Origin of the sequence: Desulfopila sp. IMCC35006, assembly GCF_005116645.1 — a bacterium.
GTDB lineage: Bacteria > Desulfobacterota > Desulfobulbia > Desulfobulbales > Desulfocapsaceae > Desulforhopalus_A.
In genome coordinates this window covers 169,571-196,239 of sequence record NZ_SWCM01000009.1, presented here as the reverse complement: position 1 = coordinate 196,239, position 26,669 = coordinate 169,571, and the positions used below count along the sequence as shown (strand labels likewise).

General features: G+C 52.1%; 26 protein-coding genes. 7 read left to right on the top strand and 19 right to left on the bottom strand.

Annotation, left to right across the window (positions count from 1 at the left end; all coding sequences use genetic code 11):
• Nucleotides 1–86: 86 nt before the first annotated feature.
• Together FCL47_RS15990 and lepB are read right to left on the bottom strand one after the other, a co-directional pair.
• Complete coding sequence (locus tag FCL47_RS15990) at nt 87–575, bottom strand: hypothetical protein (protein ID WP_136814532.1); 489 nt, start codon at nt 573–575, stop codon at nt 87–89.
• Entirely contained in the window at nt 572–1,069 is a 498-nt protein-coding gene (lepB, locus tag FCL47_RS15985) for a signal peptidase I (RefSeq protein ID WP_136814531.1), read from the bottom strand. Before lepB ends, FCL47_RS15990 begins: the two co-directional genes overlap by 4 nt.
• A 321-nt stretch (nt 1,070–1,390) precedes the next feature.
• On the opposite strand from lepB, the gene FCL47_RS15980 reads away from it, so the two are divergent.
• The 3 genes from FCL47_RS15980 to FCL47_RS15970 all read left to right on the top strand — a co-directional run bounded on the left by FCL47_RS15980 (nt 1,391) and on the right by FCL47_RS15970 (nt 4,023).
• On the top strand, nt 1,391–1,804 hold the full coding sequence (locus FCL47_RS15980) for a cupin domain-containing protein (protein WP_136814530.1): 414 nt from the start codon (nt 1,391–1,393) through the stop codon (nt 1,802–1,804).
• A gap of 72 nt (nt 1,805–1,876) precedes the next feature.
• Nucleotides 1,877–2,767, top strand: a complete 891-nt coding sequence (locus tag FCL47_RS15975) for an HD-GYP domain-containing protein (protein ID WP_136814529.1) — start codon at nt 1,877–1,879, stop codon at nt 2,765–2,767.
• A gap of 203 nt (nt 2,768–2,970) precedes the next feature.
• Nucleotides 2,971–4,023: a GGDEF domain-containing protein gene (locus FCL47_RS15970; RefSeq protein ID WP_136814528.1), complete on the top strand. Its 1,053-nt coding sequence runs from the start codon at nt 2,971–2,973 to the stop codon at nt 4,021–4,023.
• Nucleotides 4,024–4,112: 89 nt separating this feature from the next.
• On the opposite strand, the gene FCL47_RS15965 is transcribed toward FCL47_RS15970, so the two are convergent.
• The 5 genes from FCL47_RS15965 to FCL47_RS15945 form a co-directional block, all read right to left on the bottom strand.
• A complete protein-coding gene (locus FCL47_RS15965) occupies nt 4,113–5,000 on the bottom strand; it encodes a hypothetical protein (RefSeq protein ID WP_136814527.1) in 888 nt (295 codons plus the stop codon).
• On the bottom strand, nt 4,997–6,823 hold the full coding sequence (locus FCL47_RS15960; RefSeq protein ID WP_136814526.1) for a caspase family protein: 1,827 nt from the start codon (nt 6,821–6,823) through the stop codon (nt 4,997–4,999). The genes FCL47_RS15965 and FCL47_RS15960 overlap by 4 nt, the downstream gene beginning before the upstream one ends.
• 23 nt (nt 6,824–6,846) lie before the next feature.
• The gene (locus tag FCL47_RS15955) at nt 6,847–10,581 is read right to left on the bottom strand and encodes a hypothetical protein (protein ID WP_136814525.1); all 3,735 of its coding nucleotides are present in this window, start codon (nt 10,579–10,581) and stop codon (nt 6,847–6,849) included.
• 348 nt (nt 10,582–10,929) lie between these two features.
• A complete protein-coding gene (locus FCL47_RS15950) occupies nt 10,930–11,316 on the bottom strand; it encodes an Hsp20/alpha crystallin family protein (protein ID WP_136814524.1) in 387 nt (128 codons plus the stop codon).
• Between the two features lie 41 nt (nt 11,317–11,357).
• Entirely contained in the window at nt 11,358–11,804 is a 447-nt protein-coding gene (locus FCL47_RS15945; protein ID WP_136814523.1) for an Hsp20/alpha crystallin family protein, read from the bottom strand.
• A 274-nt stretch (nt 11,805–12,078) separates the two neighbouring features.
• Here FCL47_RS15945 and FCL47_RS15940 point away from each other — a divergent pair, with 274 nt between their 5' ends.
• From FCL47_RS15940 to thrH, 3 genes are all read left to right on the top strand, one after another.
• Nucleotides 12,079–12,666 carry a hypothetical protein gene (locus tag FCL47_RS15940; protein ID WP_136814522.1) on the top strand — a complete coding sequence of 196 codons (588 nt, stop codon included), beginning with the start codon at nt 12,079–12,081 and terminating at the stop codon, nt 12,664–12,666.
• A 60-nt stretch (nt 12,667–12,726) separates the two neighbouring features.
• Nucleotides 12,727–13,431 (top strand): DnaJ domain-containing protein, encoded by a 705-nt coding sequence (locus FCL47_RS25450; protein ID WP_136814521.1) that lies wholly within the window; start codon nt 12,727–12,729, stop codon nt 13,429–13,431.
• Nucleotides 13,432–14,279: 848 nt separating this feature from the next.
• On the top strand, nt 14,280–14,888 hold the full coding sequence (thrH, locus tag FCL47_RS15930) for a bifunctional phosphoserine phosphatase/homoserine phosphotransferase ThrH (protein WP_136814520.1): 609 nt from the start codon (nt 14,280–14,282) through the stop codon (nt 14,886–14,888).
• A gap of 40 nt (nt 14,889–14,928) precedes the next feature.
• On the opposite strand, the gene fahA is transcribed toward thrH, so the two are convergent.
• From fahA to FCL47_RS15880, 11 genes are all read right to left on the bottom strand, one after another.
• Nucleotides 14,929–16,176, bottom strand: a complete 1,248-nt coding sequence (gene fahA, locus FCL47_RS15925; RefSeq protein WP_136814519.1) for a fumarylacetoacetase — start codon at nt 16,174–16,176, stop codon at nt 14,929–14,931.
• 16 nt (nt 16,177–16,192) lie between these two features.
• Nucleotides 16,193–17,353, bottom strand: a complete 1,161-nt coding sequence (locus FCL47_RS15920; RefSeq protein ID WP_136814518.1) for a homogentisate 1,2-dioxygenase — start codon at nt 17,351–17,353, stop codon at nt 16,193–16,195.
• A 61-nt stretch (nt 17,354–17,414) separates the two neighbouring features.
• The gene (gene hppD, locus FCL47_RS15915; RefSeq protein ID WP_136814517.1) at nt 17,415–18,500 is read right to left on the bottom strand and encodes a 4-hydroxyphenylpyruvate dioxygenase; all 1,086 of its coding nucleotides are present in this window, start codon (nt 18,498–18,500) and stop codon (nt 17,415–17,417) included.
• Nucleotides 18,501–18,815: 315 nt separating this feature from the next.
• Nucleotides 18,816–19,394, bottom strand: a complete 579-nt coding sequence (locus tag FCL47_RS15910) for an antibiotic biosynthesis monooxygenase (protein ID WP_136814516.1) — start codon at nt 19,392–19,394, stop codon at nt 18,816–18,818.
• A gap of 60 nt (nt 19,395–19,454) precedes the next feature.
• The gene (locus tag FCL47_RS15905; RefSeq protein ID WP_136814515.1) at nt 19,455–20,138 is read right to left on the bottom strand and encodes a hydrolase; all 684 of its coding nucleotides are present in this window, start codon (nt 20,136–20,138) and stop codon (nt 19,455–19,457) included.
• Between the two features lie 81 nt (nt 20,139–20,219).
• Nucleotides 20,220–20,654: a MarR family winged helix-turn-helix transcriptional regulator gene (locus tag FCL47_RS15900; RefSeq protein WP_136814514.1), complete on the bottom strand. Its 435-nt coding sequence runs from the start codon at nt 20,652–20,654 to the stop codon at nt 20,220–20,222.
• A gap of 67 nt (nt 20,655–20,721) precedes the next feature.
• On the bottom strand, nt 20,722–21,690 hold the full coding sequence (locus FCL47_RS15895) for a ring-cleaving dioxygenase (RefSeq protein ID WP_136814513.1): 969 nt from the start codon (nt 21,688–21,690) through the stop codon (nt 20,722–20,724).
• Nucleotides 21,691–21,954: 264 nt separating this feature from the next.
• Nucleotides 21,955–22,206, bottom strand: a complete 252-nt coding sequence (locus tag FCL47_RS15890) for a hypothetical protein (RefSeq protein ID WP_136814512.1) — start codon at nt 22,204–22,206, stop codon at nt 21,955–21,957.
• 85 nt (nt 22,207–22,291) lie between these two features.
• Entirely contained in the window at nt 22,292–22,459 is a 168-nt protein-coding gene (locus FCL47_RS24590; protein WP_167496524.1) for a hypothetical protein, read from the bottom strand.
• Between the two features lie 15 nt (nt 22,460–22,474).
• Nucleotides 22,475–23,926 (bottom strand): putative sulfate exporter family transporter, encoded by a 1,452-nt coding sequence (locus FCL47_RS15885; RefSeq protein ID WP_136814511.1) that lies wholly within the window; start codon nt 23,924–23,926, stop codon nt 22,475–22,477.
• A 312-nt stretch (nt 23,927–24,238) separates the two neighbouring features.
• Nucleotides 24,239–24,763, bottom strand: a complete 525-nt coding sequence (locus tag FCL47_RS15880) for a shikimate kinase (protein ID WP_136814510.1) — start codon at nt 24,761–24,763, stop codon at nt 24,239–24,241.
• Nucleotides 24,764–24,939: 176 nt separating this feature from the next.
• On the opposite strand from FCL47_RS15880, the gene aroD reads away from it, so the two are divergent.
• On the top strand, nt 24,940–25,713 hold the full coding sequence (gene aroD, locus FCL47_RS15875) for a type I 3-dehydroquinate dehydratase (RefSeq protein WP_136814509.1): 774 nt from the start codon (nt 24,940–24,942) through the stop codon (nt 25,711–25,713).
• An 18-nt stretch (nt 25,714–25,731) separates the two neighbouring features.
• On the opposite strand, the gene FCL47_RS15870 is transcribed toward aroD, so the two are convergent.
• The gene (locus tag FCL47_RS15870) at nt 25,732–26,604 is read right to left on the bottom strand and encodes a shikimate dehydrogenase (RefSeq protein ID WP_167496523.1); all 873 of its coding nucleotides are present in this window, start codon (nt 26,602–26,604) and stop codon (nt 25,732–25,734) included.
• Nucleotides 26,605–26,669: the final 65 nt, after the last annotated feature.

Below are 26,669 nucleotides of genomic sequence, written 5' to 3'. Positions count from 1 at the left end.
ATTTTTAAAATAGGCAGTCGGTTATATCAACCCGTTGAGGCTGAAAAAATTGCGGAATTCAGGGCTAAAGTAAACGTCTCTGCCGTTCATTTTTTCATGAACTCGACAACAGTAAAAGCAGAAAAAAGCCAGTCTCCATCCTTTTTTTCCACAGCAATATTAATTTCATAGGCATCAGTGAACTTTTCGTCAATTGTTTCTCCGTCGAGACGAAGGGTGGTGGTGACTGCAGCCTTCGTCTCATCTGCGATATCGATCCGCGAATCATGAAAGCTGAACATCGTGTTTGGCAGTCGTTTTTTCATCATGAGGAATTGATCGGTGAACTCTTTGTGACTCAAGGCGCGATCGATGTTAAATGACGCAATGTGGACGGTGCAGGGGGCAGTGCAGAGTTTTGCCGCCAGAGCCGCCTTTTGCAATGTTGTAATAACCGGTTCTTGGTTTTCTGACGAACAATATTCGGCTAAAGAATCGAGATTGCTCTTAATCTTTTTCTCGTCACTGGGCCAGAAAAAGACAGCACCAGCGACAACGAGCAGAATTGCTGCATAAAGAGCAAATTTTTTGTTCATGGGAATACGCCTCCAACAATGCGCTGCATATCTATCTCGCCGAACCGATGGCGATCCATTGCGGTCCCGCGATTATCTCCAACGACATATACATGGCCGGAAGCTATCGTTCTTGGTGGAAGATCCCAGGCGGAACGATGACGAACATAGGGTTCTTCAATGAGGCCGTCATTTACATACAGAAGACCTTTGCGAAACTCTACAGTCTCTCCCGGTAAGGCGACAACCCGCTTGAGCAGCATTACACGTCTCCCTGAAAAGCGAACAGTCACCACATCAAAGCGCTCTGGTGGCGCAAATACATACTGCGGCCGCCAGCAAAGGGCAAAAGACCCGTCACGATAGGTGGGGTCCATGCTCAGTCCCTGGATGCGCAGAGGAATAAGGAGGTGGCCGAAGATGAGGTAACTGACACAGGCAACGATGATAAGACGAACAGCGTATCTTTTATCCGGATGAGGAAAGAAAAACCTGCGAAAGGAAGCGGGAATCATTAAGGGAGCACAGCAATTTGGGTGAAAATTCGAGTACCCCTCCGGGATCAGCATGCATGGGGGGCGCCTGAAGCAGATATATTCTGTTAAGGAGTCTAGGTGACCGTTGCCGCCAAGTCAACAAAAAGGTTTTGTGGCCACCTTTGCCACCGCCTTGAACATATGAAGACCGGAGCGCCCGGCTGTGCAGGCTGATACGTTGACATGCCATTCCGCCGCATTATTTTTTTGTGTATATCAACAAGATTCAGCACCAGTGAGATTCGATCAGTGGACTTCGTCATGTTTATGATGACGTGCTTGGAAAAGAGGAAATTTATCATGGCATTAAACAGGAACAATCATTCTGCTGCCGACGCAGATACCCGTAAGCCAGCGATACTGCATCGTGCAGACTGGGCATCACATGAGCATTTGTGGCAAGGTTATTTCCAGGGTAAAGATATGGGTACTGGAATTACCGTACTCTTCTATGTTACAGATAAAGTCGGTGAGGGACCACGTTGGCATGTCCACCCTTACGATGAGATTTTCATCGTTCGTACGGGAAACGCCTTATTTACCATAGGGGATAAAAAAATAGCGGCTAAAGCTGGCGATATCTTGCTTGGGCCCGCAAAAATCCCCCATAAGTATCACAACATCGGCCCTGGGATGCTTGAAACCACTGACATTCATCATTCCGATCGCTGGATTCAGACCAATCTGGACGACCCTGAATTAGCGGAAAATTAAAGGAGAGATACCTGGGGCAATTATGTTGCATGGTTGATTTTTTTCGCTTGCATAAACCGGTTACTTGTCATCATGTTTATCCATAATCTTTCCATATTCCTCATGCTGCCCGGCATCTTTTTCATGCTTGCCGCTCTCATCATGAGTCTGAAGATGCAGAACGTATTGCCGGAGGCCTCGCAGCGGAAATGGCGCATGATGTCCATCCTTCTGGCCTTTTTTTCCTGTGGCTATATCTTCTATCTTATTCTTCAGGTTCTGCAGTTCAATTTTCCCCTCGAGCTTATCACAAGTTCAGTTTTTTTCGGTGGTTCACTGTATGTCTTCCTGGTTGTCAACATGACCCAGGGGATAATCAGGAAGATCAGGAAAAGCGAAGAAGATACCCGTAAGGCCAATAAAGCGCTGACTCGTGCCTATGACTCTACCATTGAGGGCTGGGGTAAGGCGCTGGAGCTCAGAGACGAGGAGACGGAGGGGCATACCCAGCGGGTGACGGAGATGACCTTGCTGTTATGCCGGGTAATGTGCCTGGACGAAGAGCAATGCATTCAGGCCAGAAGGGGTGCTCTGCTCCATGATATCGGAAAAATGGCGATATCAGACAGTATCTTATTAAAAGAGGGCTCCTTTACCCCTGAAGAACGCCAGGTAATGCAAAAACATCCGGTCTATGCCTACCAGATGCTTTCCAGTATCGGCTACCTGTATCCGGCACTGGATATCCCTTACTGTCATCATGAAAAATGGGACGGTACCGGCTATCCCCGCGGCCTGCGCGGGGATGAAATCCCGCTGGCTGCCAGGATTTTCGCTGTGGCTGATATCTGGGATGCCTTGACAAACGAACGCCGCTACCACCGCGCCTGGTCAAAGGACAAGGCCCGCGAACACATCAAATCCCTGGCAGGAACCCATTTAGATCCGCACGTGGTAGAAAAATTCCTGGAGCTGGTCGCTTGACCGGGGGACAAATTTTTATTTGTGACATTGTTGAACTTCAGGTTGAATAGTAATCCATGAACCCTCGACGCAAGCTCAATCTACCAGATTGCTTTCCTTTTGAGAGGAGGTGGTTTTCATCGGTGTTGACGAATGCAGATGAAACCTATATAGCTAGAACCACTTGAATTGGTGAGATATTTCCCCCAGTCCCCAGAATAACAATGGATAAATTGAAATCGGATTATTTAACGCATTATAGCGGTAAGATTCTTAACGGTGGGTATTCGGCGAAGCTTTGCCGGCGGCTGACGGAGTGCCTCACTCATCTGGTGGCCCTGGATCAAATGTGCTTGCCCATCATTCCTTACATAGCCGCGTGGCACGGGGATGAAAAGATTATCTGGTATGAACATGTCGGGAAACGGCTTTTGGCCATACTTGACTGCCAGCCGTCGGAAGTTGTCGAGGTCTTTCGGAAGAGTATTGTCGATCGTCGGGCCTATCGCTATGTCGGACACGAGGAGGCCACGATTGAGGAAGAGATTGTCACCAGGGACGAGCTGCGAGGCGATCAGTGCGGTCTGCGCGAGGAAGTAAAAGAAGAGGGTGCAGTTGAATGTATTTACCAAATAGCCCTGGCCGAAAAGAAAACGATATGGTTGAAGGATCAGGCTACGATTGAAATATTTGGTGACGACGAGATCTGTCTCTCCCTGGGCTACCTGACGGATGTGACCAAGGAGATGGAACAAAAGAATTTAATGGAAAAATTCGGTTATTTTGATGACCTCACCAAGTTGCCGAAACGATCCATCATGCAACGCATTATCGAGGTGAATATCGGTAACTTTCATCGTGGCCATATCAATGACTTTGTGTTTTTACTGCTTGATATTGATCACTTTAAAGAAGTGAACGACACCTATGGGCATCTGGCTGGCGATCAGGTACTGGTGAATTTGGCGGAAGTCATGAGCGGCACCAAACGCCAGGAGGATGAAATCGGCCGTTATGGCGGGGAGGAATTTTATGCTTTCACCGTCGGTAGTCTGGAGAATGGGCTGCAATTTGCCGAGCGCCTGCGATTGGCTGTAGCATCCACCGATTTTGTTTACAACCAGCAGCGGATTCCATTGACGGTCTCCATCGGCTTAGTTGTTGCCAGTCAGTTGGCGACGACCGGCAAAATTACCGTGGAGGAACTGGTTGGAGTGGCGGACCGGCGGTTATATGTAGCCAAGCAGGGTGGACGCAACCGGGTGGTGAGTGAATAATCGCAGTAACCATCCCCATGCCAAAGGCGCCCTTTCTGGCGCTGGTTACGAATATCTCAAATAAAGACCGTGCCCGGTCACCATCAGGATTACTTCGTTAAGGCCTCATGGATGCGCCTGGCGACTGTGCCGTCTGACAGATATCCGGAGATTCCGTGCCGATTCGCAGTCGGGTTATCCACATCGGTTTTGTTTTCGATGGGCGGATCGACGGAAAAATGTTTTGGATCAAGCGGGTAGAGCGAAACAACGTCCCGGTCGTCCATCGCGTTAAACCAGCTGCCGACGCACTGCGGGTGCTTGATGGGAGACAATGCCTCTTTGACGACCTTTACCGCAAGCGGCGACCCCAGGGTGACATACAGAGGAACTTTCCAGCCAAGCGACTGCCCTTCGCGGCGCAATAGACTGTAGGACACGATTGTGCCGAGCGAATGGCCCACGACAACCGTTTCCCGCCCGGCGGTGAAGGCGGAGCGGATTCCGGAATCGATGACATTCTGAAAGCCGGGATTGCGCAGATACTGGTAGACATCCCGGGTTGCGAGGGCAACACTGGCGCTGCTCGCTCCGGGCACGTAAGTGTCGAGGGCTTCAAGGACTTTCTGCACCCACCGCCAGTTGAGCACGCCTTTTTCGGCGACGGTGCCGCCGGCCAGAGCTTCCACCTGGGCATCGGTGATGCCGTTCTGTTGCTGAATTTCCAGCAGCATTGCGCGAATAAACTGCGTTTCCGCTTCGCCAAGTCCATCGCCGCGGACAATGATTTTGGCAATCTCATCCGCCGGTTTTTCGGCCACCAGATCATAGAGCGTATCACCGTAGTATGGAAAACGGATATCTGTTTCGTCGATCGGCAGTTGCAGGCCATTTTTGGCCAGACCCTTGCGAAAGGCGTCTATCCATTCGGCTTTCAAGGCCACCGAGTCTTTATTTTCCTGGGAACGTCCGTGTACCAGAACCAGTTGACGTGTCATCGTACACCTCCTTGTTGAATGACCTGCGATATGAGACGGGCGCCGTCCGCATCAAACAGCGTCCACAGGGAATCCGGCAGCGCATGCCGCGAGATTTTCTCGAGTCCCGGCGGCAGGGCAACTTCATAGGCGGGCAGCAATGCCCAGCTTTGGGAAAACATCGGCAGGAATGGAAAAATGTGATTTCTCTCCTGCGGGTCGAACTGGTCGTTTAATTTTCCGGCCAGGAGCACGATATCGAACAGGCCGATACCCATATCTCCGGCCATGAAGTTGACCATCTGCCGGATTCGAGAGCGATTGCCCTGTTCGCGATAGGCATGGGCGGCATAGAGCGCGAGGGACGGATCGATGCCTTTGGCAACCTGCATCCGCCTTGCCAGTGTTTCCGCCTCGGGACCATCCAGATGAAAGGTGCCGCGCCGTGACGAGGAGGCAATCACTGCCCGAAGGTTGCGGATCTCGGTCAACCGATCCTGGTAATCGAACCATCGGCTCGAGTTGTCGGATGGCTCGTAGGCCACATCGACCAGGTGATCGCCATCAAAAGTCAGGGTAGCGAGAAAGTCCTGGATCGCCGGCAGCAATGCGGCATGCCCGTTCTTCAGGGTCAGCAGGGTGCTGACCGCGGGGTGTGCGGTAAGATTGGCCCGAACCAGCTGTCCGCCATCGATAATGTCGAACTGCGCCCCATTCGCCTGACACGCATCCACTGCCGCGCCACGAATTTTGAAGCCGCAGCCGGACTCGAAGTGCAGGGGCCCGAAGGGTTCGGCATTGTCGTGAACATTTTTGGCAAAACGTTTGTTCTGCTCAGAAAAAACATCCAGCTCGCCTCTCGTTGAGCGTGCGGGGCCTGTTTTTTTGGCAGGAAGGGGCAGCGCCGTTCCCATTAATAAGGAATCGTCGGCAATAAAAGCCCTGAGGGCCTTTTTCGGCATGGTGATTTGATCCAGGGTAAAATCGCCGTGCTCCAGGGCATCTGCCGTCGCGCTGATTCCTGAGCCCAGTGGCGGGGCAACGGCTGCGGCAGGCGTATTTATTTCCGCCAGCCAGGCATCGTCATCGGAGGTGATGCGGGCGTCCGGCTGCTGGCTGCGCGGGTCGGAGCCATGGGTTGCCTGGTAGACGCGGATCGGCAAATCTTTGGCGAGAAACTTCTTGAGCGGTCTGGGGCGAATAAATCCCGGGCCGGCCTGACTTACCCAATCAACGATATCACCATGCATTCCCCGGAGAGCTTCCAGCAGCGCGTCGGTGTAGACGGCCTGAAACTTCGCCGCTGCGTCTTTCGGGTCGGCTATCTCAAGGGCCGGTTCCCCCAGCAGGGTTGCATAGAACTGGTCGACCGATTTTTCCGGTCCGGGGACCGGTTTGTTGGGGAAAATGATACTGCCTTCGATTCCCTGTGCCTGAATGCCCTGCGGCGCAGTGCGGCATGCGTCCGACAGGAACACCACATGCGGAATGACGCTGTATCGCGCGCGTTCTTCGCTGCCCTTGACATTGACCGCGGCATCGGCATCCTCGATGGCATCGGAAAGCAGCCAGTACTCGCCGTATTTCAGGTTAACGCCGTGTCCCGAGAAATAGATGATCAACTGATCAAGATCGCCGCGATCGACGAATTCCTTGATGGTGTCCTTGATCCTCTGGGGCGTCACCTTTTCCGTTTCGTCGGTGATGGTCCGGACCAGCTCCGGCGTAAACCCCTCCTGGGACAGGGCCCAGGCTTCCATGGCATGTACTCCGTTCCAGACGGCCTGCAGTTCTGGAAGGTTATGGGCTTTGTGAACACCAATCAGGACGGCTGCACGTTTCATGACCACCTCGTTCTGTTAGAGAGTTATCCGTTGTGATGTATCCATCCGGAAATGCCCCGGTAGTTGACTTCCTGCCATCCATCCACCCCCGCCTGCAGCAGATCGGCTTCTTCTCCCGGAGGAATGCACCCGACTATCGACGCATCCGGGCGGGCCTCAACCCGGATGGGTTGACCGGGCTCTTCCGGCAGAGCGGCGGTGAAACCGAGGTTCTCCCAGTTGTAAGCGGCGGCGGTGTGGCGCGGCAGTGCATCGCGCAGGTCGTCGGGGCAGGTCCCGGCAAGATCATCAAGCTGCGCCGGGCTCAGCAGGCCAAGCACGTTGAACCTGGCGACCTGGTCGCGGGCACGGGCCCAGTAGCCCTGGGCGATGACGTCGTTTTTCAGCCTGATCTTTCCCGTATAGGGTTCATAGATATCCGGAAGGCCGGCGTCGATCAGCTGCCAGTGGTCAAAGCGGGTGCCATTGGTAGCTGCACTGGCCGTCAGCTGGATGTCGGCGCCCTGATTGTAGATCCGCATGAAATGCCCGATCCCGGCCTCACGACCGGCCAGATCCTTTGGCGTGCAATCGACAACCGAGTCTGCCGATGGTCCGCTCGGGTGTACGATCAGCACGGACTGGTGGTCGGGCGCTGCAGTGACATCGGTGCTGAACTTGAAATGCAGGTTGGTGATATACGGTTTTTTGTCGTTGGCAAGCGGGGGCAGGTACCGAGCCCGGATGGTGAAGCCCGACCAGAAAGGTGGCCGGGCAATCTTTTGCCGAATCTTGTCCGAATTCTCCCCGAGGATAAAATCGAGAAGATCCTCCGCTCCTTTGCTTGGCAGGCTTTTAGCAATTTTGGCCCCAGAGCAGGTCCAGTTCCAGCGGATTGGCGCGTCACTGTAGACGGCGCACAGGGTTTCGGCCCTGCGCAGGGTCCCGCTGTTTGACGGAATCAGATCGACTATCACCTGAGAACCTTCCGGCAGTTGCGGTTTGTCCGGGTCAAAGAGAACCGCCTCGAGGTCCGCATCGCTCAGCCGTGCCAGCTGCGTCCTGGCATCGACAAAGCCATAGGCGAAGGGGTCAATCTCGACCTCGCCAAACCGATGCAGGGCTTCCAGGTCAGCGGGAGTCTGCGTTGTACTCAGGTACAGGGTCCGCGGAGCCGTCACCTCGCCAAGCTGGCTGGCATCGGTCAGCAGTTTCTGGCGAATAAGGTCGATATTCTCCTCGAAAAGGACTTCCAGTGTCCTGGCCTTTTCCTCCAGGGTGGCGCCATCGAACCCCTTGGCCTCTTTCAGGAGTTCATTGATTTTGGCCGTCACCCTGGTCAGTTGCCAGTCGACGTCATCGAGTGGCTGAAGCAGGGTGGTCTCGTAGGCCTTGACCATATAGTAGAGATATTGCAGCAGGGTCAGGCGCGAGCGCCTGCCGAGCTGCCTGACGAAGAGACTGGCCTCGTGGTCGATTCGGCTCAACTGTTTGCCCTTTTCCTGCTGCATGCTGACAATTGCCGCTGCATTGAAGGCCAGGCGCGCATAGCCCGCGCCAAGTGCATGAAACGCCACCGCGAGCTTGTCGAAAAGGACCATCTTCCTGGCGTTAAGGTCCCTGATCTCCTGAAGCAAAAGCTGCAGCTCCGGGCAGTTGGCCTCAAGGCGCTGCAGCTCGGCCTCGACTTCCGTCTGCGAAACCTGCAGCGCTGAAACGGCTCCGGATAATTGAGTAAGAGCAGGGCCCAGCCCGTCAAGAGCCTGGTTCATCGCCAAAGCACTCTCACTGGCGGCCGCGGCGTCGCCTGGCTTGCCTTTTTTGGCTTCCTGGACACTTTTCTTACTGGCTTCCCGGGACTTATTGGCCGCCTCCCGTGCCTTGGTGATGGTGCCGCCCATCTTGGAAATCGTGTCCGGTGCACTTTCGGGATCGCTGCCAATGAGATCGGCACTCACCCCTGCCAGGGAACCGACCGCGGCAAGGGCAGGCTGGCCGACCGGGATAATCTGGCAGATGGCGCCCGCCATCTTGATGCTGAATTTGATAAGTGCCTGCTGCTCTTTGGTGGTCTCCGCCTGGCCGAGAAGCTCGGTCCTTTTTTCGTCGAGCTCCACCCCAATGGTGGTCAGATTCTGTTCCAGGCCGTCGAGTTCCTGGGTCACTTGGTTGATTTTCTTTTCCGCAGTCAGCACCTGGTCAACAGCCTGTGTCGTGTCCTGGACGGTGTCATCGATGAGATCCTCGAACAGGGCAACAGCCTGGTCCGCTTTATGGGTCTCGTCATTCACCCATTCGGCAAGCAGCATCGTCCGCAGGGCCCTCCGGGTTGCCCCCTGATATAACTTGATCGAGCCCTGCAGCGACAGCAATGGGGTATAGCCGGCGGGATTGCCGAAATAATCCAGCTGGGCACGCAGACGCTGCAGCATCGAGGCAATCTCGGTCTGTGCCGCTGTCCACTGGCTGGCGGGAACATTGTCCCAGGGCGAGTCCGCCTGGTTCTTTGTGCTCTTGGGTATGGGTAAAGCGAGGCCTTCGGCATAGTTTTCCAGCAGCGCCTGTACCGGGAGACGGTCGCCTGCTAGAAACAGCTCCCGGGCGAATTCGATCACGATCTGCAGGCTGAGAGGGTGCAGCCACGCATTGGCACATTCAATCAGGACAGGGTCTGCTCTGGTCCCGGCGCCTATGGCGGCCGGCCTGGCCGGGGCATCATTGCCTTTGCGGGTGGTGTGGTCCGGTTTTTTTTTGTTCTTATCGTGATTCGGTTTATTGGTCGATTTCCAGGGGAAAAAATACATATAGAGGTCATAGGCAGCGCTGGTGGCCGGAGTGCCCGCCTCGCCGCCCCTGCAGTTCGGGGCAGTTTTGCCGGCTGTGCCTCCGTCGCTTTTAAATCCAGCCGCAACAGTTGCTGAATTCGTGGTCAGTCTGCCGCCGTTGCCGCCGTTGCCGGGGGTCCCCGGGGCAACCGCATGAGTGCCGTCGGTCGGAAAAGAGTTTGTCCCCCGGGGATCGGAGAGTAATGGAATACCAACCGCCGAACCTCCGAGATACCATTTTGCATTGATGTAGACCGCTGGCGGAGAGAAATCCACCTGCAAGGTATTGCTTACTCCAACCAGGTTGTGGGCTTCAAAGGACGCAGATTTAATGCCCGGCATACTCTTGCCGGGCTGGCCATTCAGGCCGTTGCCCGGATCTTGACCGCGGCCGCCCAGGGCAATCAGGCGCGGTATGCCGATACCCGGAGATGTAATTTCTGCCACCATGATCTTCAGGGAGCCGGCGTGCCTTCCGTTCGCCCCGTTTTCACCGGGAGTTGCCCCGGCGGCGTCCGGCGCCTTGGGAATGTCCCAGGGAAGAGGGGAGGTATTGATGCCTGCATTTTCGGTGGCCCATATCAAACGGCGTGCGTAAATTGCCACATCCGCTTCAGGGAGGCAGAACGCACCGTGAATCTCCAGGGTGTCGCAGCAGATCGTCAGTGATCTGGTCGCCATCAAAAACGTGCGGTCATCTTTCTTTTGCTGGCTGGCATTATGTTTCTGCGCTGCACGATCGATATGGAACTCTTCCCATAGTCCGTTAGGGTTGCCTGCCGCCAGTACGATATGCACGCCGACGACCGTGTGATGCTGCCCGCCGTGCAGGTTTGCGGAGACGGAACGGCTGAGAAAAAGCGTACTGTCAGCTCTTGGTTTTTTGGGGTGGGACGCAAGAATTGTTCGTTGAGGACTGACTTTTGCGGCATCAGCAATCGCATTAATATTCACTGTTACCTCCTCCCAGAAACAGTGCATGGTTACTATGCACCGTTTTTTACATTCATGTTGAAAGTGTGGAGTAGTGTTTCTATTTCGACCGCTGTGTGACAGGAAGCAAACAAGTAAAAGTGTCTACACACCAGGTTGTGGCAAAGATATGAATAATAATTCGTATCAATTAATTTTAGACACCTGGCCCGATTGTCAACTCTCTTTTTGTCGTAGCTCGTCCGGAAAAAAAACAGGCGGGAAATCGTTTTACCACGATTTCCCGCCTGTTCTCTCATGCGACCTGGTGAGGTGGCCGTTCAATGAACGGTTGCTTTGGCCAGCAATTCCCGCCCAATAGCCAGCGATTTACAGCTGACTGATCTTGATGGTTCGAGGTTTGGATTCCTCTGCTTTTGGCAGATGAAGTTTCAGCACTCCTTCCTTGAGTTCCGCATGCACTTTGCTGACAACGATGGTCTGGGGTACGGCAAAAACCCTCCGGTATTCAACATCGGTGAATTCCTGCCAGGTGCTGTTCCCTTTCTTTTGTAAATTGCGAATCCCGGAAATTTCCAGTTTGCCGTTATCAACGTTGACAGTTACATTCTCCCTGGTAACACCCGGCATGTCGGCATGCAGCAGGATCTCGTCCTCGTTTTCAAATATATCCACAGCAGGTGCAATCTTTGGCAATTCCACGCGCTTTTCCAGCATATTCTCTTTTCTCGTTGCTAATTCATTCGTCTCATTCATAGCTCAACCTCCAAAAACGTATTCGCAGTTTCTAAGGGACGTTAACTGATACTGATCTGCTTTGGTTTTGCAGCCTCTGCCTTCGGTAATGAGAGGGACAGGAGGCCATCTTGCAAAACCGCTTCAATCTTGTCGGCATCAACTTCAGACGGCAGGGTGAAGCTGCGGGTGAATGAGGCAGTATCCCGCTCAACACGCTGAGCCTTGTAATCCTTTGGGGCATCGGATTTACGTGTACCGCTCAATTCCAGATAGTTGCCCTGGATCCTGATATTGAGGTCGTCTTTGGTCAGTCCGGGAACCTCGGCAATAAGCTGGAAAGAATCGCCACTCTCGCTTAGATTTGTCCGGGGAAATCCGTTTTGAGTTCTCCAGCCAAACTCATCGCCATAAGACCGGTCGTAATCCAGGTATACCCTGTTCAGATTTGAACGAAGACGGTCCATCGCATCCAACATTCGATTAAAATCATTCATTCTTGTCCACATAGCGCCTCCTCCTCCTGTTTAAAGGGTTGCGTTCGACGGTGCTCGTGAGAGAACGCGTCGCAGAAAAACTTTCACTCTTTTCAATTTGGCAAGAGTCCCATGAAAAATCTCAGAGAACTCTTTAATCTTCACTTGCCATGAAAAATAAATACGGTGAAATTGCATGTCAATATAGTAAGAATATTTTTTTTGAAATCATAGAAATATTACTTTTAATACATACTATTGACATAGTAATGAAAATGATGTAGTTCATAGGAAAGGAGAAATTGCTATGGACAGTAAAGATGACGGAAAAATCATAAATAACGAGCAGATATCGTTTGACGAACTGCGGAAGAAACAATCTGTTCGAGCCACCTTCAAACTTCCCCAGGAAGTCATCGACCTTCTGGGGGTTATTGCCGGACAGCTGGGTATCAAGCAAAAGTCTCTACTCGATCAGCTTATTGAGGATACCTCGCTGCTCGCCAGACTGGCCCAGGAAACGGAGCAAAACGAAACAGACCAGTCAGCGCGTCGTCAGAAGACCTTTGTGATTAGCAGGAGTTCCCTGCGTTCGATTAATGATGTTGCCAGGAGAGAGAATATCTCCCGAGATACCCTTGTGGAAATCTCCATAAAAAGGCTTTTGCCGATTATCGAAACCGAGCTGGAAAAACATATTACGAGAAAAAAGATTCTCAAAGAGATGCATAGTTATCTGAAACTTACGGAAAATCTTCTTGAGAAGACCGAAAAACTGCTCGGCAGAGATGATGTCCTCTATGACATGCTTGAAAAGCAGCTGAGTCTTGCAGAAAAAAATATAATGGCTGTTAGTGCCATTATCGAAAAAGGCATGCCGATGGAGGATTGGTAGCAGAACGTTGCGGGAGCAGAGCATTCTTTTGAATCGAGAACATTTTCAGGAGGATCTGACATGCGAAAAAACTATTATGTTATACTGGGCATTCCTTCGAATGCGACACAGTCTGATATAAAGGCGGCCTATCGACGACTTGCCAAAGAATTTCATCCCGATCATTACGGACAAAACCCCACGCCATTCCAGGTTATTCATGAGGCCTATTCAATCCTCAGTGATCCGCAAAGCCGTCGATCCTATGATGACTCCATACAATATTCTGCTGGAGAACGGCAAACAAGGCGTGCGGAGCCTGTGCACAATTTTCATAGAGAAACGGTTGAACCTCTTGTTCCGGATGAAAATACGACGTTTTACGGCGGCAGGTCTCCTCGAAAAGTATTTCGCTACTTCCGGCCCGCCTTCGACAGGATCTATGACGACCAATTTTCCGGCACCATCCTGGGGCATCGACAACCGGAAAATATACCCGTTGACGGCAGAACCATAGAGATTATCCTGTCACCCGCGCAGGCACAGAGAGGCGGCACTGTCCCGTTGCGAATTCCTGTTCGGATACGCTGTCCTGCCTGTTCCGGGTATGGATATTCCAGGTATTCTCACTGCCGACGTTGTCATGGTGCGGGAGTTCTGCCGGGTGAAAAAACAATGGCTTTGCGTTACCCTGCAGGTATACGGGAGAATCAAATGGTTCGGTTCGGGCCGGGGGCGCCGGATACTGGAAAAATTATTTTCACGGTCGTTTTCAAAATCAGGTGAAACCGGCAGTCGAGGCTGAGAAACAAAGTTTGATGGTGAAAGGTGGGTTGATTTTTTTTTGTTGCAGTTACCTGATCAGTCTGAAATATCTCTTCACCAGTTTTATACTGGTCTCCCGCTTGGTCGACGGTCGTCTATTAAGGCTTGAAAACCTGATCTTCAGCAGGTTTTTTTTCAACGGTCTGAAGATTTTCCCAGGAAATTTCATAGGTAAACTCCCTTAGCTTGTGATCGTGTGCGTGCATGGTGTTCCATGCATGCCAGGCGAAATGCCGCAAAGAGCACGTTAGATACCGATTCAGTTGCTGTTCAATTGCTGACAAGATAACCACCTGAAAAGATGTGGTACACTTTTAATTATCCAACTGCGGCTTTTTTCTGGCACATCGCAGCGAACATCCCGAATGGGGCATACCTGTCCTGGAGGTGAAATAAAGCTTTCAGGTAAGAAGGGACTCAACCACGAAGAGCGGCACTTGATTACCTGACGGCAATTCGGTTAAGATCTGCTATGCTGTCTCCGCTCTGGTTCAGGAGCTCTGCATGAGAGGCAATCAGATAAAACTTTCTTCCCCTCATGTTCAGCCAGTCGAAATGGAACGGGGTGGGCTGTTCGTTTCCCGGGACGCCGTAAACCCATCCCTGGGGGCTTCGCTGCAGCCGTCCATGGCTGCAGAGACCCGTAAAACGAACAGCCCACCCCTGGTTCAGTGGCTGAACTTGAGGGGCAATGAGATAAAATTTTATGATTCTCATCTCCGAAAATTACAGGTTATACTACTGAAATGCCGAGAGAGTGCATGTATACAAAATCCATCAACCCATTTTCCCCAGGAGCCTTGTCATAAATGAAAATATTAGTAGCCGATTTAGAAGGAGTTTTTTTGCCGGAGATGTGGGTGAGTGTCGCGGAAAAAACCGGAATAGAGGAGCTTCGGCTGACCACCCGCGATATCAAGGATTATGATGTCCTGATGACGAAACGGCTCGCTGTATTAAAGGAGCACAATTTAAAAATTCAGGATCTTCAGAAGGTGATCGCCACCCTGGAACCTCTTGACGGCGCAGTCGAGGCCTTAAACTGGATCAGGCAGGAGGCACAGATCATTATTCTGTCGGATACGTTTGAGGAATTTGCCAATCCATTGATGGTAAAATTAAATTTCCCGACACTTTTCTGCCACAATTTGACCATTGATGGCCAGGGGAATATCACCGGGTATAACCTCAGGATAAACAATCAGAAAACAGAGGCGGTCAAGGCCTTGAAAGGGCTTAATTATCACGTGATAGCCTTTGGTGATTCTTACAATGATGTCGGCATGATTCAGGAGGCGAACCAGGGATTTTTCTTTAACCCGCCTGATTCGATTCTGGTCGATTTTCCGAAGGTACCGGTAACCAGAAATTACCAGGAACTCAAAACCATGATAAGTACAGCGTTGATGGTGGCGTAAAAACGTCCCAAAGAACATAGAAATCTTCATCTGTCGCAGTTTAGTCAAGAGCAGGGAGGATGGTTCCCGTCACCTCGCCAAAACCAACCCGAAACCCTGCTCCCTGGCACCAGCCGGTGAGGGTGACGGTATCCCCGTCCCGAAGGAATTTCCGCTCTTCCCCGTTGTGCAGCCTGATTGGTTTGCTCCCGTTCCAGGAGAGCTCCAGCATGCTCCCGCAACCCCCTTCCCCGGGGGCGCTGATGGTGCCGGACGCCATCAGGTCGCCCGGGTTCACGTTGCACCCGGTTATGGTGTGATGGGCCAGCTGCTGCGCGATGTTCCAGTACAGGTATTTGAAATTGCTGCTGGAGATACGCGAGTTCTGCAGATAGACTTCCAGGTTGATGTCGTAGGTCCGGGCGTTTTTTGCCTGCAGATAGGGCAGAGGGCGCGGGACCTGTTCCGGGGCTTTACAAAGGAAGGGTTCAAGGGCGTCGAGCGGGACCACCCATGGCGAGATGGAGGTGGCGAAATTTTTAGCCGTAAACGGGCCGAGCGGCTGGTATTCCCACTTCTGGATATCCCGGGCCGACCAGTCGTTGACCAGTACCATCCCGAAGATATGCTCAGCGGCAGCATCCACCGGGACAGGGTGGCCCAGCTCGGAGCCGGGGCCAATGAAAAATCCCACCTCCAGCTCGAAATCAAGCAGCCTGCTGGCCGTGAAGACCGGGTTTTCCTGATTCTCAAGTATCACCTGGCCTCTTGGCCTTCGTATCGGTGTCCCGCTCAAAACCACTGAGCTCGACCGGCCATGATAAGCGACCGGCAGATGCCGCCAGTTGGGCATGAGGGCATTTTCTTTTCCCCTGAACATCGTCCCAACGTTTACGGCATGCTCTCTCGATGAATAAAAATCTGTGTAATCGCCTATGGCCACCGGCATCTGCAAAGTGATATTTTGCACCGGAATTAAAGCCTTGCCTCGCAATTCACTATTGTCGCGAAGTTCACCTACATCCTCTCTTAACAGGCGGGAAACCGTTGCCCGTACTGCACGCCAGGTTGATCGGCCCATCGCGAGAAAGGGATTGAGGGTGCTGGTATTGAAAAGCTTCGGCCGGGAGGGGAAAAAACCTCTTTTTTCCAGAACCGCCAGGTCAAGCACCATATCGCCTATGCGCACTCCGGGCCTGGTCTGGCCCTTTTCTGTAAAGATGCCAAAGGGGAGATTTTGTATTGGGAAATGGGATTTTTCGTCATAGTCGACAAAGGACCTGAGCTTCGGATCGGTGGTTATTGGCATAGATCAGGCTCCACAATTACTGCCGTTCCAGCCAGGAAGTCTGGTAGTCTTTATCTTCACAGGCAAGAGCTGCTTTGGCCACAAAAAGCGGTTTGAAGGTGTCGACCATTACCGCCGTCTCTTTGGTCTCCTTCACGCCGATTGATGCCTCGGCTTTGCCGGGGTGGGGACCATGGGGCATGCCATCCGGGTGCAGGGTTATCGAGCCGCATTCAATGCCCTTTCTGCTCATGAACTCTTCACTGCAGTAATAGATAGCCTCGTCGGAGCCGATATTTGAGTGGTTATACGGCGCGGGGATGGATTCGGGGTGATAATCAAAGAGTCTCGGCACAAAGGAGCAGACGACAAAGCCGTCTCCTTCAAAGGTCTGATGGACCGGCGGCGGCTGGTGAATACGACCGGTAATCGGTTCGAAATCGCGAATATTGAAGGCCCACGGGTAATAATATCCGTCCCAGCCGACCGTATCGAAGGGGTGGTGGTTAAGAATCATGCGCTGCAGACCATTTCTGCTCTTCACCATAATGGGAACCTCATCCGTTGTCTCCTTGGTGACAAGCCTTGAAGGGGGGCGGATATCCCGTTCGCAATAGGGACTGTGTTCCAGCAGCTGGCCGTGCGTATTGCGGTACCGGGCGGGACTGCGCACATACCCTCTGCTCTCGATGATAAAGAAAATATTGTCCAGAGTTTTGAGGCGATAGCGGTGGATGATCCCTTTGGGGATGACCAGATAATCGCCCTGGCTGAAGTCAATCTCGCCCATCTGTGATTCGAGCACGCCCTCGCCCTCGGTCACAAAGACAATCTCATCTCCCTGGCCGTTGCGATAATAAACGTCCTCGCCGGCTGCCGGGCGGGCAAGGGAGATGCCGACATCATCGTTGAACAGCAGCGGGGTTCGGTCCAGTACCGGGCTTTTCCCGGCGGAAGCAAGGCTGTGGGTTTTCAGGTGTCTGAGGCGCAGGGTGGGGTCGCTCTCCGGTTCCCAGGTGATGTCCCTGATCCGTTCCACCCCTTTCAGCTCGGTGGGAGGGCGTAAGGTATACAGCAGGGACTTGATGCCGTGAAACCCGTTGCCGAGCAAATGCTCCTGATGTATCCTGCCGTTTTTCTGGCGAAAGGCAGTGTGGCGTTTATGGGGAATCGATCCCAGCTTGTGGTAGTAGACCATGGTGTTCTCCTGAGCTGAATGAATAACGCGTGGCCGGGGAGGGAGCAGCCAGGACAGGCTCCTAAAGATTGCCTCTGCGCTTCTGCTCCAGTTCAATGGATTGGAACAATGCCTTGAAATTGCCCTTGCCAAAGCTCTCGCAGCCAGCCCGCTGGATAACCTCCAGAAACAGTGTCGGCCTGTTCTGCACCGGCTTGGTGAAAATCTGCAGGAGGTAGCCGTTTTCGTCCCTGTCCACCAGGATATTGTGTTTACGTATCTGCTCGCGATCTTCTTTGATGTCTCCCACCCGGTCCCAGACGCCGTCATAATAGCTTTTGGGAATGGTGAGGAAATTGATGCCGTTTTTCCGAAGTTTACGGACAGTGGTCAGGATGTCCGGGGTGTAAAGGGCAATATGCTGTACCCCGGCACTGTAGTTGAAATCGATATATTCCTGGATCTGGCTCTTGTTCTTTCCTGCCGCCGGTTCGTTGATGGGCAGCTTGATGTTTCGCGTCTCGTTGGCCATGACTTTTGAGCGCAGTGCGGAGAATTCGGTGGAGATATCCTTGTCGTCATAGGAGACAAACTGATGGAAACCGAAGACTCTGGCGTAATAGTCACACCATCTGTCCATCTGCCGATCCTCGACGTTGGCCACAATATGATCTATCCGGGTAAAACCGAGATCTTCGCCCTCGACCTGCGTCGGGTGGTATCCCGGTAAAAAACTGCCTTTAAAGCCCCTGGTGGAGACAAAAGTGTGGATGACATCGCCAAAGGTGCGGACAGCTGCAACGCGCACCCTGCCGTTTTCGTCCTGCAGGTCCTTTGGCGCCAGGGCGGAGGCGGCGCCGCGTCTTACTGCCTCCTGATAGGATGCGTCCACATCATCCACCTCAAAACTGATATCCTTGACCCCGTCACTGTGCAGAAGCAGGAACACATTCCGCGGGTCCTCATGGCTGAGCGGGGTGGTGAATACCAGCCGGATGCGGTCCTGTTCAAGGACGTATGAAGCACAGCCGGGGTGGCCTGTTTCCGGCCCGAGATAGCCGGTCTGGTTAAAGCCGAAAGTTTTACGATAGAAGTACGCCGCCTGCAGGGCGTTGCCGACAATGAATTCAACGTGGTGAATCCGCTTGATAGTCAGGGGGGTGTCCATATTCTTTTTTCCCGGGTGATCATTGCGACTCTTAGGCTGAGTTTCGGGGCAGATCGATTATGAAAAAATAACCATTTTGCAAAAGCATGCAGAAAAATTGAATTGGATTAGTGATTACCATTAAAGTTCAGCTTAGAAGGTCCGGATGGATATGAGCTGCCCGTTGCACGGGTGTTCCACAGCCTGGATGGCTGCGGTCAATCCCCCCAGGGATGGTTTATGGCGTCCGTGAAAAGGGCACCTCCTATCCACATTTAGCTGAGGTATAGTGGTAATCACAATTTCATTTTGTTCCTCCTTCTCCGGGATTGGTCATCACCGAAACAGCCAGTGTTTGACGAATTTGGTGTAACGCGGCATTACCAGGTAGACCATGAGGGAGACAATCAAACCGGTAATAACCAGGGTGTCCAGGAAACGATCCCGCGGGATTCCAAGCTGGCGCAGCAGTGGCACCACGACCAACGGTACGCCGAGCACTAGCGGGTAGATGGCCGACCAGGTAATGAGAAATTGTTTCCATCGCACGGGAATCCTGGCATGAGCTCCTTCTGGTGTGAACCAGAAATCGAGCCCGCTGCGGATGGTAAAGTCGTCCTCAGTCGCCAGAAGGGGCCGTACCTGTTCTATAAGTCGTTTCCGTTGCGGGGAATGCATCCAGTTCTCCAGATTCTCCCGGGCATCAAAACGAATGATTACCGTATATGTCGCGGTAAGACCGGCAATGGGACGGATAATCTGCCAATCGAGGAGCCCTGCAGAACTTCTGCACAGAGGACCGATCTCATTCAGCCAGTCGTCGTACAGGGACTCTTTTCCGGGATGCACACGATGGGTAATAACAACGGTGGCGCCTTTTTCCGTCGGATGTAATGTTTCTCTAGCAGGAGTCAAAGTAACCCTCTCTTTGCCCGGGCGCGGCGGCAAGAGTATCGCGCCCTGGGCACCTGTCCGTCACGCCGCTTTGGGCGGAATCGTATCGCCTTTAAAATTACCTCGAGGCTCTGCCTTGTGGACCATTGTATACGCATAATCCACACCCATACCATATGCACCGCTATGCTCCTGTACCAGAGCGATTGTCGCATTGTAGGTGTCTTTTTTTGCCCAGTCGCGCTGCCATTCGAGCAGTACCTGCTGCCAGGTCATCGGCACAACTCCGGCCTGCACCATACGATCCATGGCGTAGTTATGGGCATCAAGAGATGTACCCCCTGAGGCGTCGGCAACCATGTAGATCTCATAGTTTCCTTCGAGCATGGCGGACAATGCAAAAGTGCAGTTGCACACCTCCGTCCAGAGGCCTGAGACGACAACTTTTTTCCGGTCGTTTTTGGCCAGTGCGTCCCGGACTTTCTGATCGTCCCATGAGTTCATTGAGGTTCGCTCAAGCAGGGGTGCATTCGGGAACACATCAAGCAGTTCCGGGTATGTGTGGCCGGAGAAACTCTCGGTTTCAACTGTAGTGATAGTCGTTGGAATATTGAATATCTTAGCTGCTTTTGCGAGTCCAATGACATTGTTCTTAAGGGTCTGGCGATCGATGCTCTGTACACCGAAAGCCATCTGCGGCTGATGATCGATAAATATCAGCTGACAATTTTCCGGAGTTAGAACCTCTAATTTATTTTTATTCATTTCGATTCTCCAAATGATTTGTTTTGCATACGGCTAACCAGCACTTTGTTAATCAAGAAACGATTCCAGCGCTGTCTTTCTCTACTCCGCTTCAACCTGCAGAGCATGGTATCCCACCTTCTTGAGAAGACGGACAAGCTCATCCCGTTCCTTTTCATCGAGGCAGGTAAAAATATTTTCCAGATTTTGACTGTGTCTTCGATAGGCGCTCCGGATTAATTCGAGTCCCGGTTTGGTTAAGTGCAGATAGAAGCTGCGACCATCCAGGGGATCCCGGATTCGTTCCACCAATCCCTTTGCTTCCAGCCTGTTTGCTGCGGCCGTCATCGAACCGCTTGTTAACAGCACCTTTTCGCCGACGGTGTTGATAGGCATCGGTCCTTTATGCAGCAATGCCTCTAATATACTGAAGTCGCTTACATTCAGATCCGTTCTGGTTATGCTTTTTCTGTCAACCCGCTCAATGGCCTGACTGGCCTTGCCCAAAATAAGTCTGATATACGCGCCATTTTTCATGGTTCAATAGCTCCTCTTCTGCCCACCAATGATAAAATTGCCTTTTCTGAACTGGTTCAAGCGAGACTCATGATGCAGTAAGCGGACTTGCTGCATCTTCACGCAACGGTGGAAGATTGTTCTCGATCTCGGAACGCATATGCTCATAGTCATCCGGCAGCTGGAGTGCCCGGCCGAGGTGCTCCGGTGGTTCGTCCACGGCAAAACCTGGCGGATCGGTGGCAAGCTCAAAGAGAACGCCCCCGGGCTCATGAAAATATATCGACTTGAAATATTTTCTGTTTCGTACCTCGGTTACAGGATAGCCATCCTCCAGCAGAGAGCGTTGCCAGAGCAGCTGTTCCTCGTCATCACGGGTCCTGAAGGCGATGTGATGCACTGTGCCGCTTCCCTGCCGGCCTTTTGCTGCCTTGGGATCAATAACCAGATCATAGAAAAGGCCACGGGAGGTATCGTTCTTCATGCTAAAACGATATCGCCTGCCGTCCTGAACATGCAGTTCCATGCCCAGGGAGTTCATCAATAACGCACTGGTGCCCTTAAGGCTTGTAAGGGTTGCGGTTGCCGAATGAAAACCTTTGATCGAATAATCAGGAGCAGGGTTGCCCGAGGTGTTGGCCACGGCAGCCGGTTGCCCTGCGGCTATCAGTTCGAGAGGCAGTCCATGGGGATCTGAAAAGCGGATGACCTCCTCGCCAAATCGTTGTTCGGAACGTGTGGCGATAGAATGGTGGAGCAAGCGTTCCTGCCAGTATGTGGCAGAGCCGACTGGAATTTCGAAGGCGGTGGCCGTTACCATTCCTGCACCGTTTCTGCCCGGGGACATTGCCTGCCAGGGGAAAAATGTCAGAATGGTACCCGGATTTCCTTGCTGATCGCCGAAATAGAGGTGGTACGTAAAAGGATCGTCGAAATTGACCGTCTGCTTCACCAGCCGCAGGCCAAGAACGTTTTCATAGAAGGCAACATTCTCGCCGGCTGAACCGGCGATAGCGGTAATGTGGTGAATACCCTGAATTGTTTTTCTGCTGTTCATCTCAATCACCATATATATATCTTTAAATCAAGATAAAAAATTATTGTTCTGTGTTTGTTATCTTTCAAATAAGGAGCCTTACTGCTCCTGATGGAGATATAAGATAGAACAGTATATCTTGATGTCAAGACACATTATGATTGGATGATGCGTGAGAAGTGACTGCCTGGCCGCGACTGCTTGCTCTCCATCAGAACCTGAGCAAGCGGCTTCGAATCCCCGGCCTGACATCCGGACAGGATGTCAGGTCATTCGCCCCGTGATTTACATCTCCATTATCTGCCGGTGGCTGGACAGGCGTTCCTGCCAGCGTTCAAGAGCGCGGCAGCTGTCGTGCCAGACACGCAACTCACTGTTTGTCTGGCTGGTCTGCGGATCAAAATCACGCAGAAATTGACTGGTGTGCAGAGAGTATTTTTTCTCCATGGATTTGACAACATTTTCAAGTTTTTTGATCGCCTTCTCACAGATGACAATCTCCCGTCGCGTCGTTATCCGAATTTCATCATATTCCATGGTCGTACCATATTGAATATTTATAAAAAACACGGCAGAAAACAGGATAACCCGCCCTCTGCCCGGAATTCTGCAGCGGTTTCTTTCAGTGCCCTGCCGGAAAAAAGGTATAACTGACGTAAAGCAGCACGCCAATGAGTGTGGTTCCCAGAATAAGGCTGGTGGCAATGAGCTTTTTTTCCACCGGCATCAACGGCTCATACTCTTCTGCCATCCGGGAGATTTCCTCGGAGAGTTTCGGTTTTTCAGTCATTTTATCCTCCTTGTATCAAGCAATGATCGGCGGTTTTACGCCATGGAAGAAGAGCCATGAAATCAGCAGTCCTATCCAGATGATAAAACCAAAAAGAGAGATTACATAGACCGCGGCCAACCGGCCAATGCCTTCTTCCCAGAGCTTCTTGAAGTTTGACACCAGCCCTATGGAAAAAAAGGTCAATGCGAAGAAGAACGACCGGAAGACATTTGCCTCGCCTGTAGCTGTTCCGGCAGCATCTTTAAGAAAGGGAATCTGCAGGAGGAGCACAAGCATAAAGGCAAAGGTGAAGACATAACCGATGACAAATTTAGGGAAACGTCGCCAGATCTCTCCGGCTCCCACTGTCTCGCCAGGCTTTTTGTCAATATAGGCACACCAGATCCATGCCAGGATGAAGGCCCAGACCCCAATGAAGACATCAATAAAAATCTTCACGGTAGTCGCGGTATTCATAATCCAGTCCGGCTCATATTTGATCCCCAGCTCAGTAAAGGCCTTGGCTCGGATCAGTGCATCGACAATCTGGCCGCTGGCGACTGCCGCGCCATCCGTTTTTACCGCCAGTCCCATCCAGGCGCCGGCGACCAGCGGTTCCTTATATAAAAAATGCTGCGCGACAAAGGGCAGGAAAATAAGTTCCACGACCGCAAAAATAACAACCAGGGAAGAGACCATAATCGGGACAATCGGCCTGGCACGGATCGCCCCCCCGGTGGCAATGGCAGCGGAAACACCGCAGATCGAGATGCCTGATGCCAGAGGTGCCGCCCATTCTTTGCTGAATCTGAAATATTTCCTGGCCAGCCAGTAGACCAACGCCCAATAAATAAGATAGGCTTCGATGATCGCGCAGAGTCCCCGGAACATGATAGCCGAGGCCAACCCGAGGGCACCTGCGGCCTTCACCCCGACAAGGGCCCCGAGAATGACGATGGCCGTCTTAATATACCACTCAGGCCGCGTTGCTTCCTTCAGGCTGTCGGCAAAGGCTGGAAAAAAGTTGCCGATAAACAGCCCGCCGAGCAGGGCAACAATAAGTCCCGCCTCCCCGGTCAATTTTAATGACCAGGTAATACCGTATTTTTCCAGATCTTTTGGAGTATTGGCGGCTATATGTGCCTCATGACCAATAACGACGCAGATGAATGTCAGAACGAAAATGATGGTAAAGCCGTAGATAAATTTTCCGACATTGCCCCCGAGGGCCTTTATCCCGACACTTAAGATGGCAGTGAATGCCACATAGGTAAAAAAGAGAGATCCCCAGCCCGAAAGGCCGGCATAGTTTTTTGAAATGGGCGAAACCACCTTGCCCAGGTCTGTCCACATATTGTTTTTAAATCCCCATCCGAGCAGGTCGGCTCCCGACATGACCCCGAGGGACAGAAAAAAAATAAACAGACCGATCCAGACCGACCACCAATCTTCACTCGTAAAGAATCCACCCTCTTCGCTTGCCATACCTCAACCTCCTGTAATTTAGTGTTAAACAACAGAACGCAGTATGATGGGCGGATAGTCTTCTCTGTCTGGGAATAGAATCACCTCCTTGTATCAGACACAAGAATGATCGCCCAGAAAAAAAATGTCAAAAAGAGTCTTCGCAATTGGCTAAAAACAGTTCAGCAAGGAACTTTGGGAACACGATTATCGAACCACTTTTGCACGATAAATTCAAAGCTTATTTTGAAGGCACGCAATCTTCACCGAAGATATGGCCCGGGAAAATAATCTGTCAGGTACTAACAGGGCGGTTGAGCGTAGCGTCAACTGTTATGAATTGTGTGTTATGTGCTCCAGCAGAATTTTTGCCACATCTTCCGGTGGTTTGTTATCGGTTGTTATCTGGATGAAGCGCTGATAACCTTTCTGTCTTTCCTGTAACAGCGCAATGATCCTTTCGCCCGGGTCCGGGACATCGAGCAGCGGTCGGCGATTTTCCTTATCTCTGGTCAGCCGTGCTACTAATTCCTCGGGAGCGGCAACCAGGCAAAAAATCCAACTGTTGCTTAACACTTGGATGTTTGCCGGATTGAGCATAAAACGCCCGCCGGTTGAAATAACCAGGCCTTCTTTTTCGCCGAGTTCCCTGGCAATATCGGTTTCCATCTGTCGGAAGGCCGCCTCACCCGATTCGGCGAAAATTGCCTGAATCGTTCGTCCCTGGCGAGTTTCAATGAGCGCATCCGTATCAATGAATTCGCGCTGCAGTTTTTTGGCCAGCAGTTTACCGACGGTTGTTTTCCCTGTTCCCATAAAGCCCGTCAGGATGATGTTTTTATTGTCTTTATTGTGCATAATTTCGATTTGCAGTGAGTATTGGCCGGATTTTTTGTAATATCAGCGAAAAGAAGAGTATGTTTTGAGCGAAAACAACAGGTATTTGACAGGTTGGCTTGCAATGGCGAAACAGTACCATCTTTGGCCAGGTGAAGCAATCTGAAGCGCAGGCACATTTATCGGATAAGAGGATTATGAGGCAACAGAGCATCTTGCAGGTTGTTGTACGCGGCGCCGTGATCGGCGGACCCAGGCCACTGATATGTCTGCCCCTGGTGGGAGACACCAGGGACACGGTTCTTCACGAAGCAAGAGAGCTGGCTGCGCTGCGGCCCGACCTGCTGGAGTGGCGTGTCGATGGTTGCGAGCTGGTGGAGAACAGAGAAGCTTGTTTATCCTTGTTGCAGGAGCTGCGGGGATGTATTGGCGATATGCCGCTGATATTTACCTGTCGGATTGACCTGGAAGGCGGGATGACAAAGATTGCCCGGGAACAACGGCTGGAACTGTTTGTCGCGGCAATGGCAACCGGCAATGTCGATATTGTCGATGTCGAGTTGTGCAATGGTCTGCAATTTATCCAGGCCATAAAAGAACGGGCCCAGGCCAATAACGTCAAATTAATCCTTTCGTACCACAATTTTACCGAAACCCCCAGCGAACCCTTTCTCTATGCCAAGCTGGTCGAAGCGCAGAATGCCGGCGCCGACATTGCCAAACTGGCAGCAATGCCGAACAACTATGGCGATGTCCTGACTCTTCTCAGTGCGACTAACAAGGCCAGAAATGAAATTATTCAGTGTCCGATGGTAACTATCTCCATGGGAGCTGAGGGGGCCATCAGTCGCCTGGCCGGCGGACTGTTTGGCTCCGATATTACCTTCGCCGTTGGCCTGCAGCCATCAGCACCCGGGCAGATACCTCTCCAGGCGCTGGCAGGCGTCATGGATGTGCTTTACAAAGAATAACTCCGGTATTTCCAGAGGCTATTGCCTTGCTGCCATCAGCGAATGGGCCACTTCCGCCATCTGGTCAACCAGCGGATCGACACCGGTAAACAGTTTAAAGGCTGCGGCGCCCTGATAAATGAGCATTCCGAGACCGGGGACAATGGGACAGCCTTTGCCTTGCGCCGATTTGAGCAGTCTGGTCATTAATGGGTTGTAGACGATATCGGCAACTATTAAATGCGGCGATAGCAGCGATTCTTCAAGCGGCAATACCTCTTCCTGCGGATGCATGCCAAGGCTGGTCGTGTTGATCAGTACATCGCTCTCAGCCAGTGATTTTCTGAGGCTATCCGGCGGCTGTCCTGCTGCTGCCGCACAGGGCCGTATCTTCTTATTGATTTCATCGGCGAGGTCCTCCGCTTTTGCCGCCGTACGGTTGTGAATAGAAATCTTTTCTGCCCCATGAAAGGCAAGGGTCATGGCAATGGCCCGGGCGGCGCCGCCGCTGCCAAGCAGAAAAAAGCTTTTCCCGTGAACTGTGCTGCGGGTCTCTTCCTCAAAAGAGCGGATAAAACCCTCACCGTCGGTATTATACCCTTTTGTTTTGCCATCCCTGACCGTAATGGTATTGACTGCGCCGATTGTAGCGGCCAGGGGATCTAACTCGTCTAAGTGTTTAATGATATTTGTTTTATGCGGAATGGTCACATTAAATCCGGCCACATTCATCCGCGCAAGACCGGCAAAAACCGTCGGGAGATTTTCCTCGGTCACCTCAACCGGCATATAGCAATAGTCCAGGTCGAGCCGCTCGAAAACGCGATTGTGCATGGGAGGGGAGATGGAATGGCCAAGTGGATTGCCGAGAAGTATCACGAGTTTGGTCGTAACGGTCGGATATGGTTTCATGTCTTTTTTTTCAGATGAGTGCAGGGATAGTTTTTTACCGAAGTGTTTTCTTTCTACCATGCGGC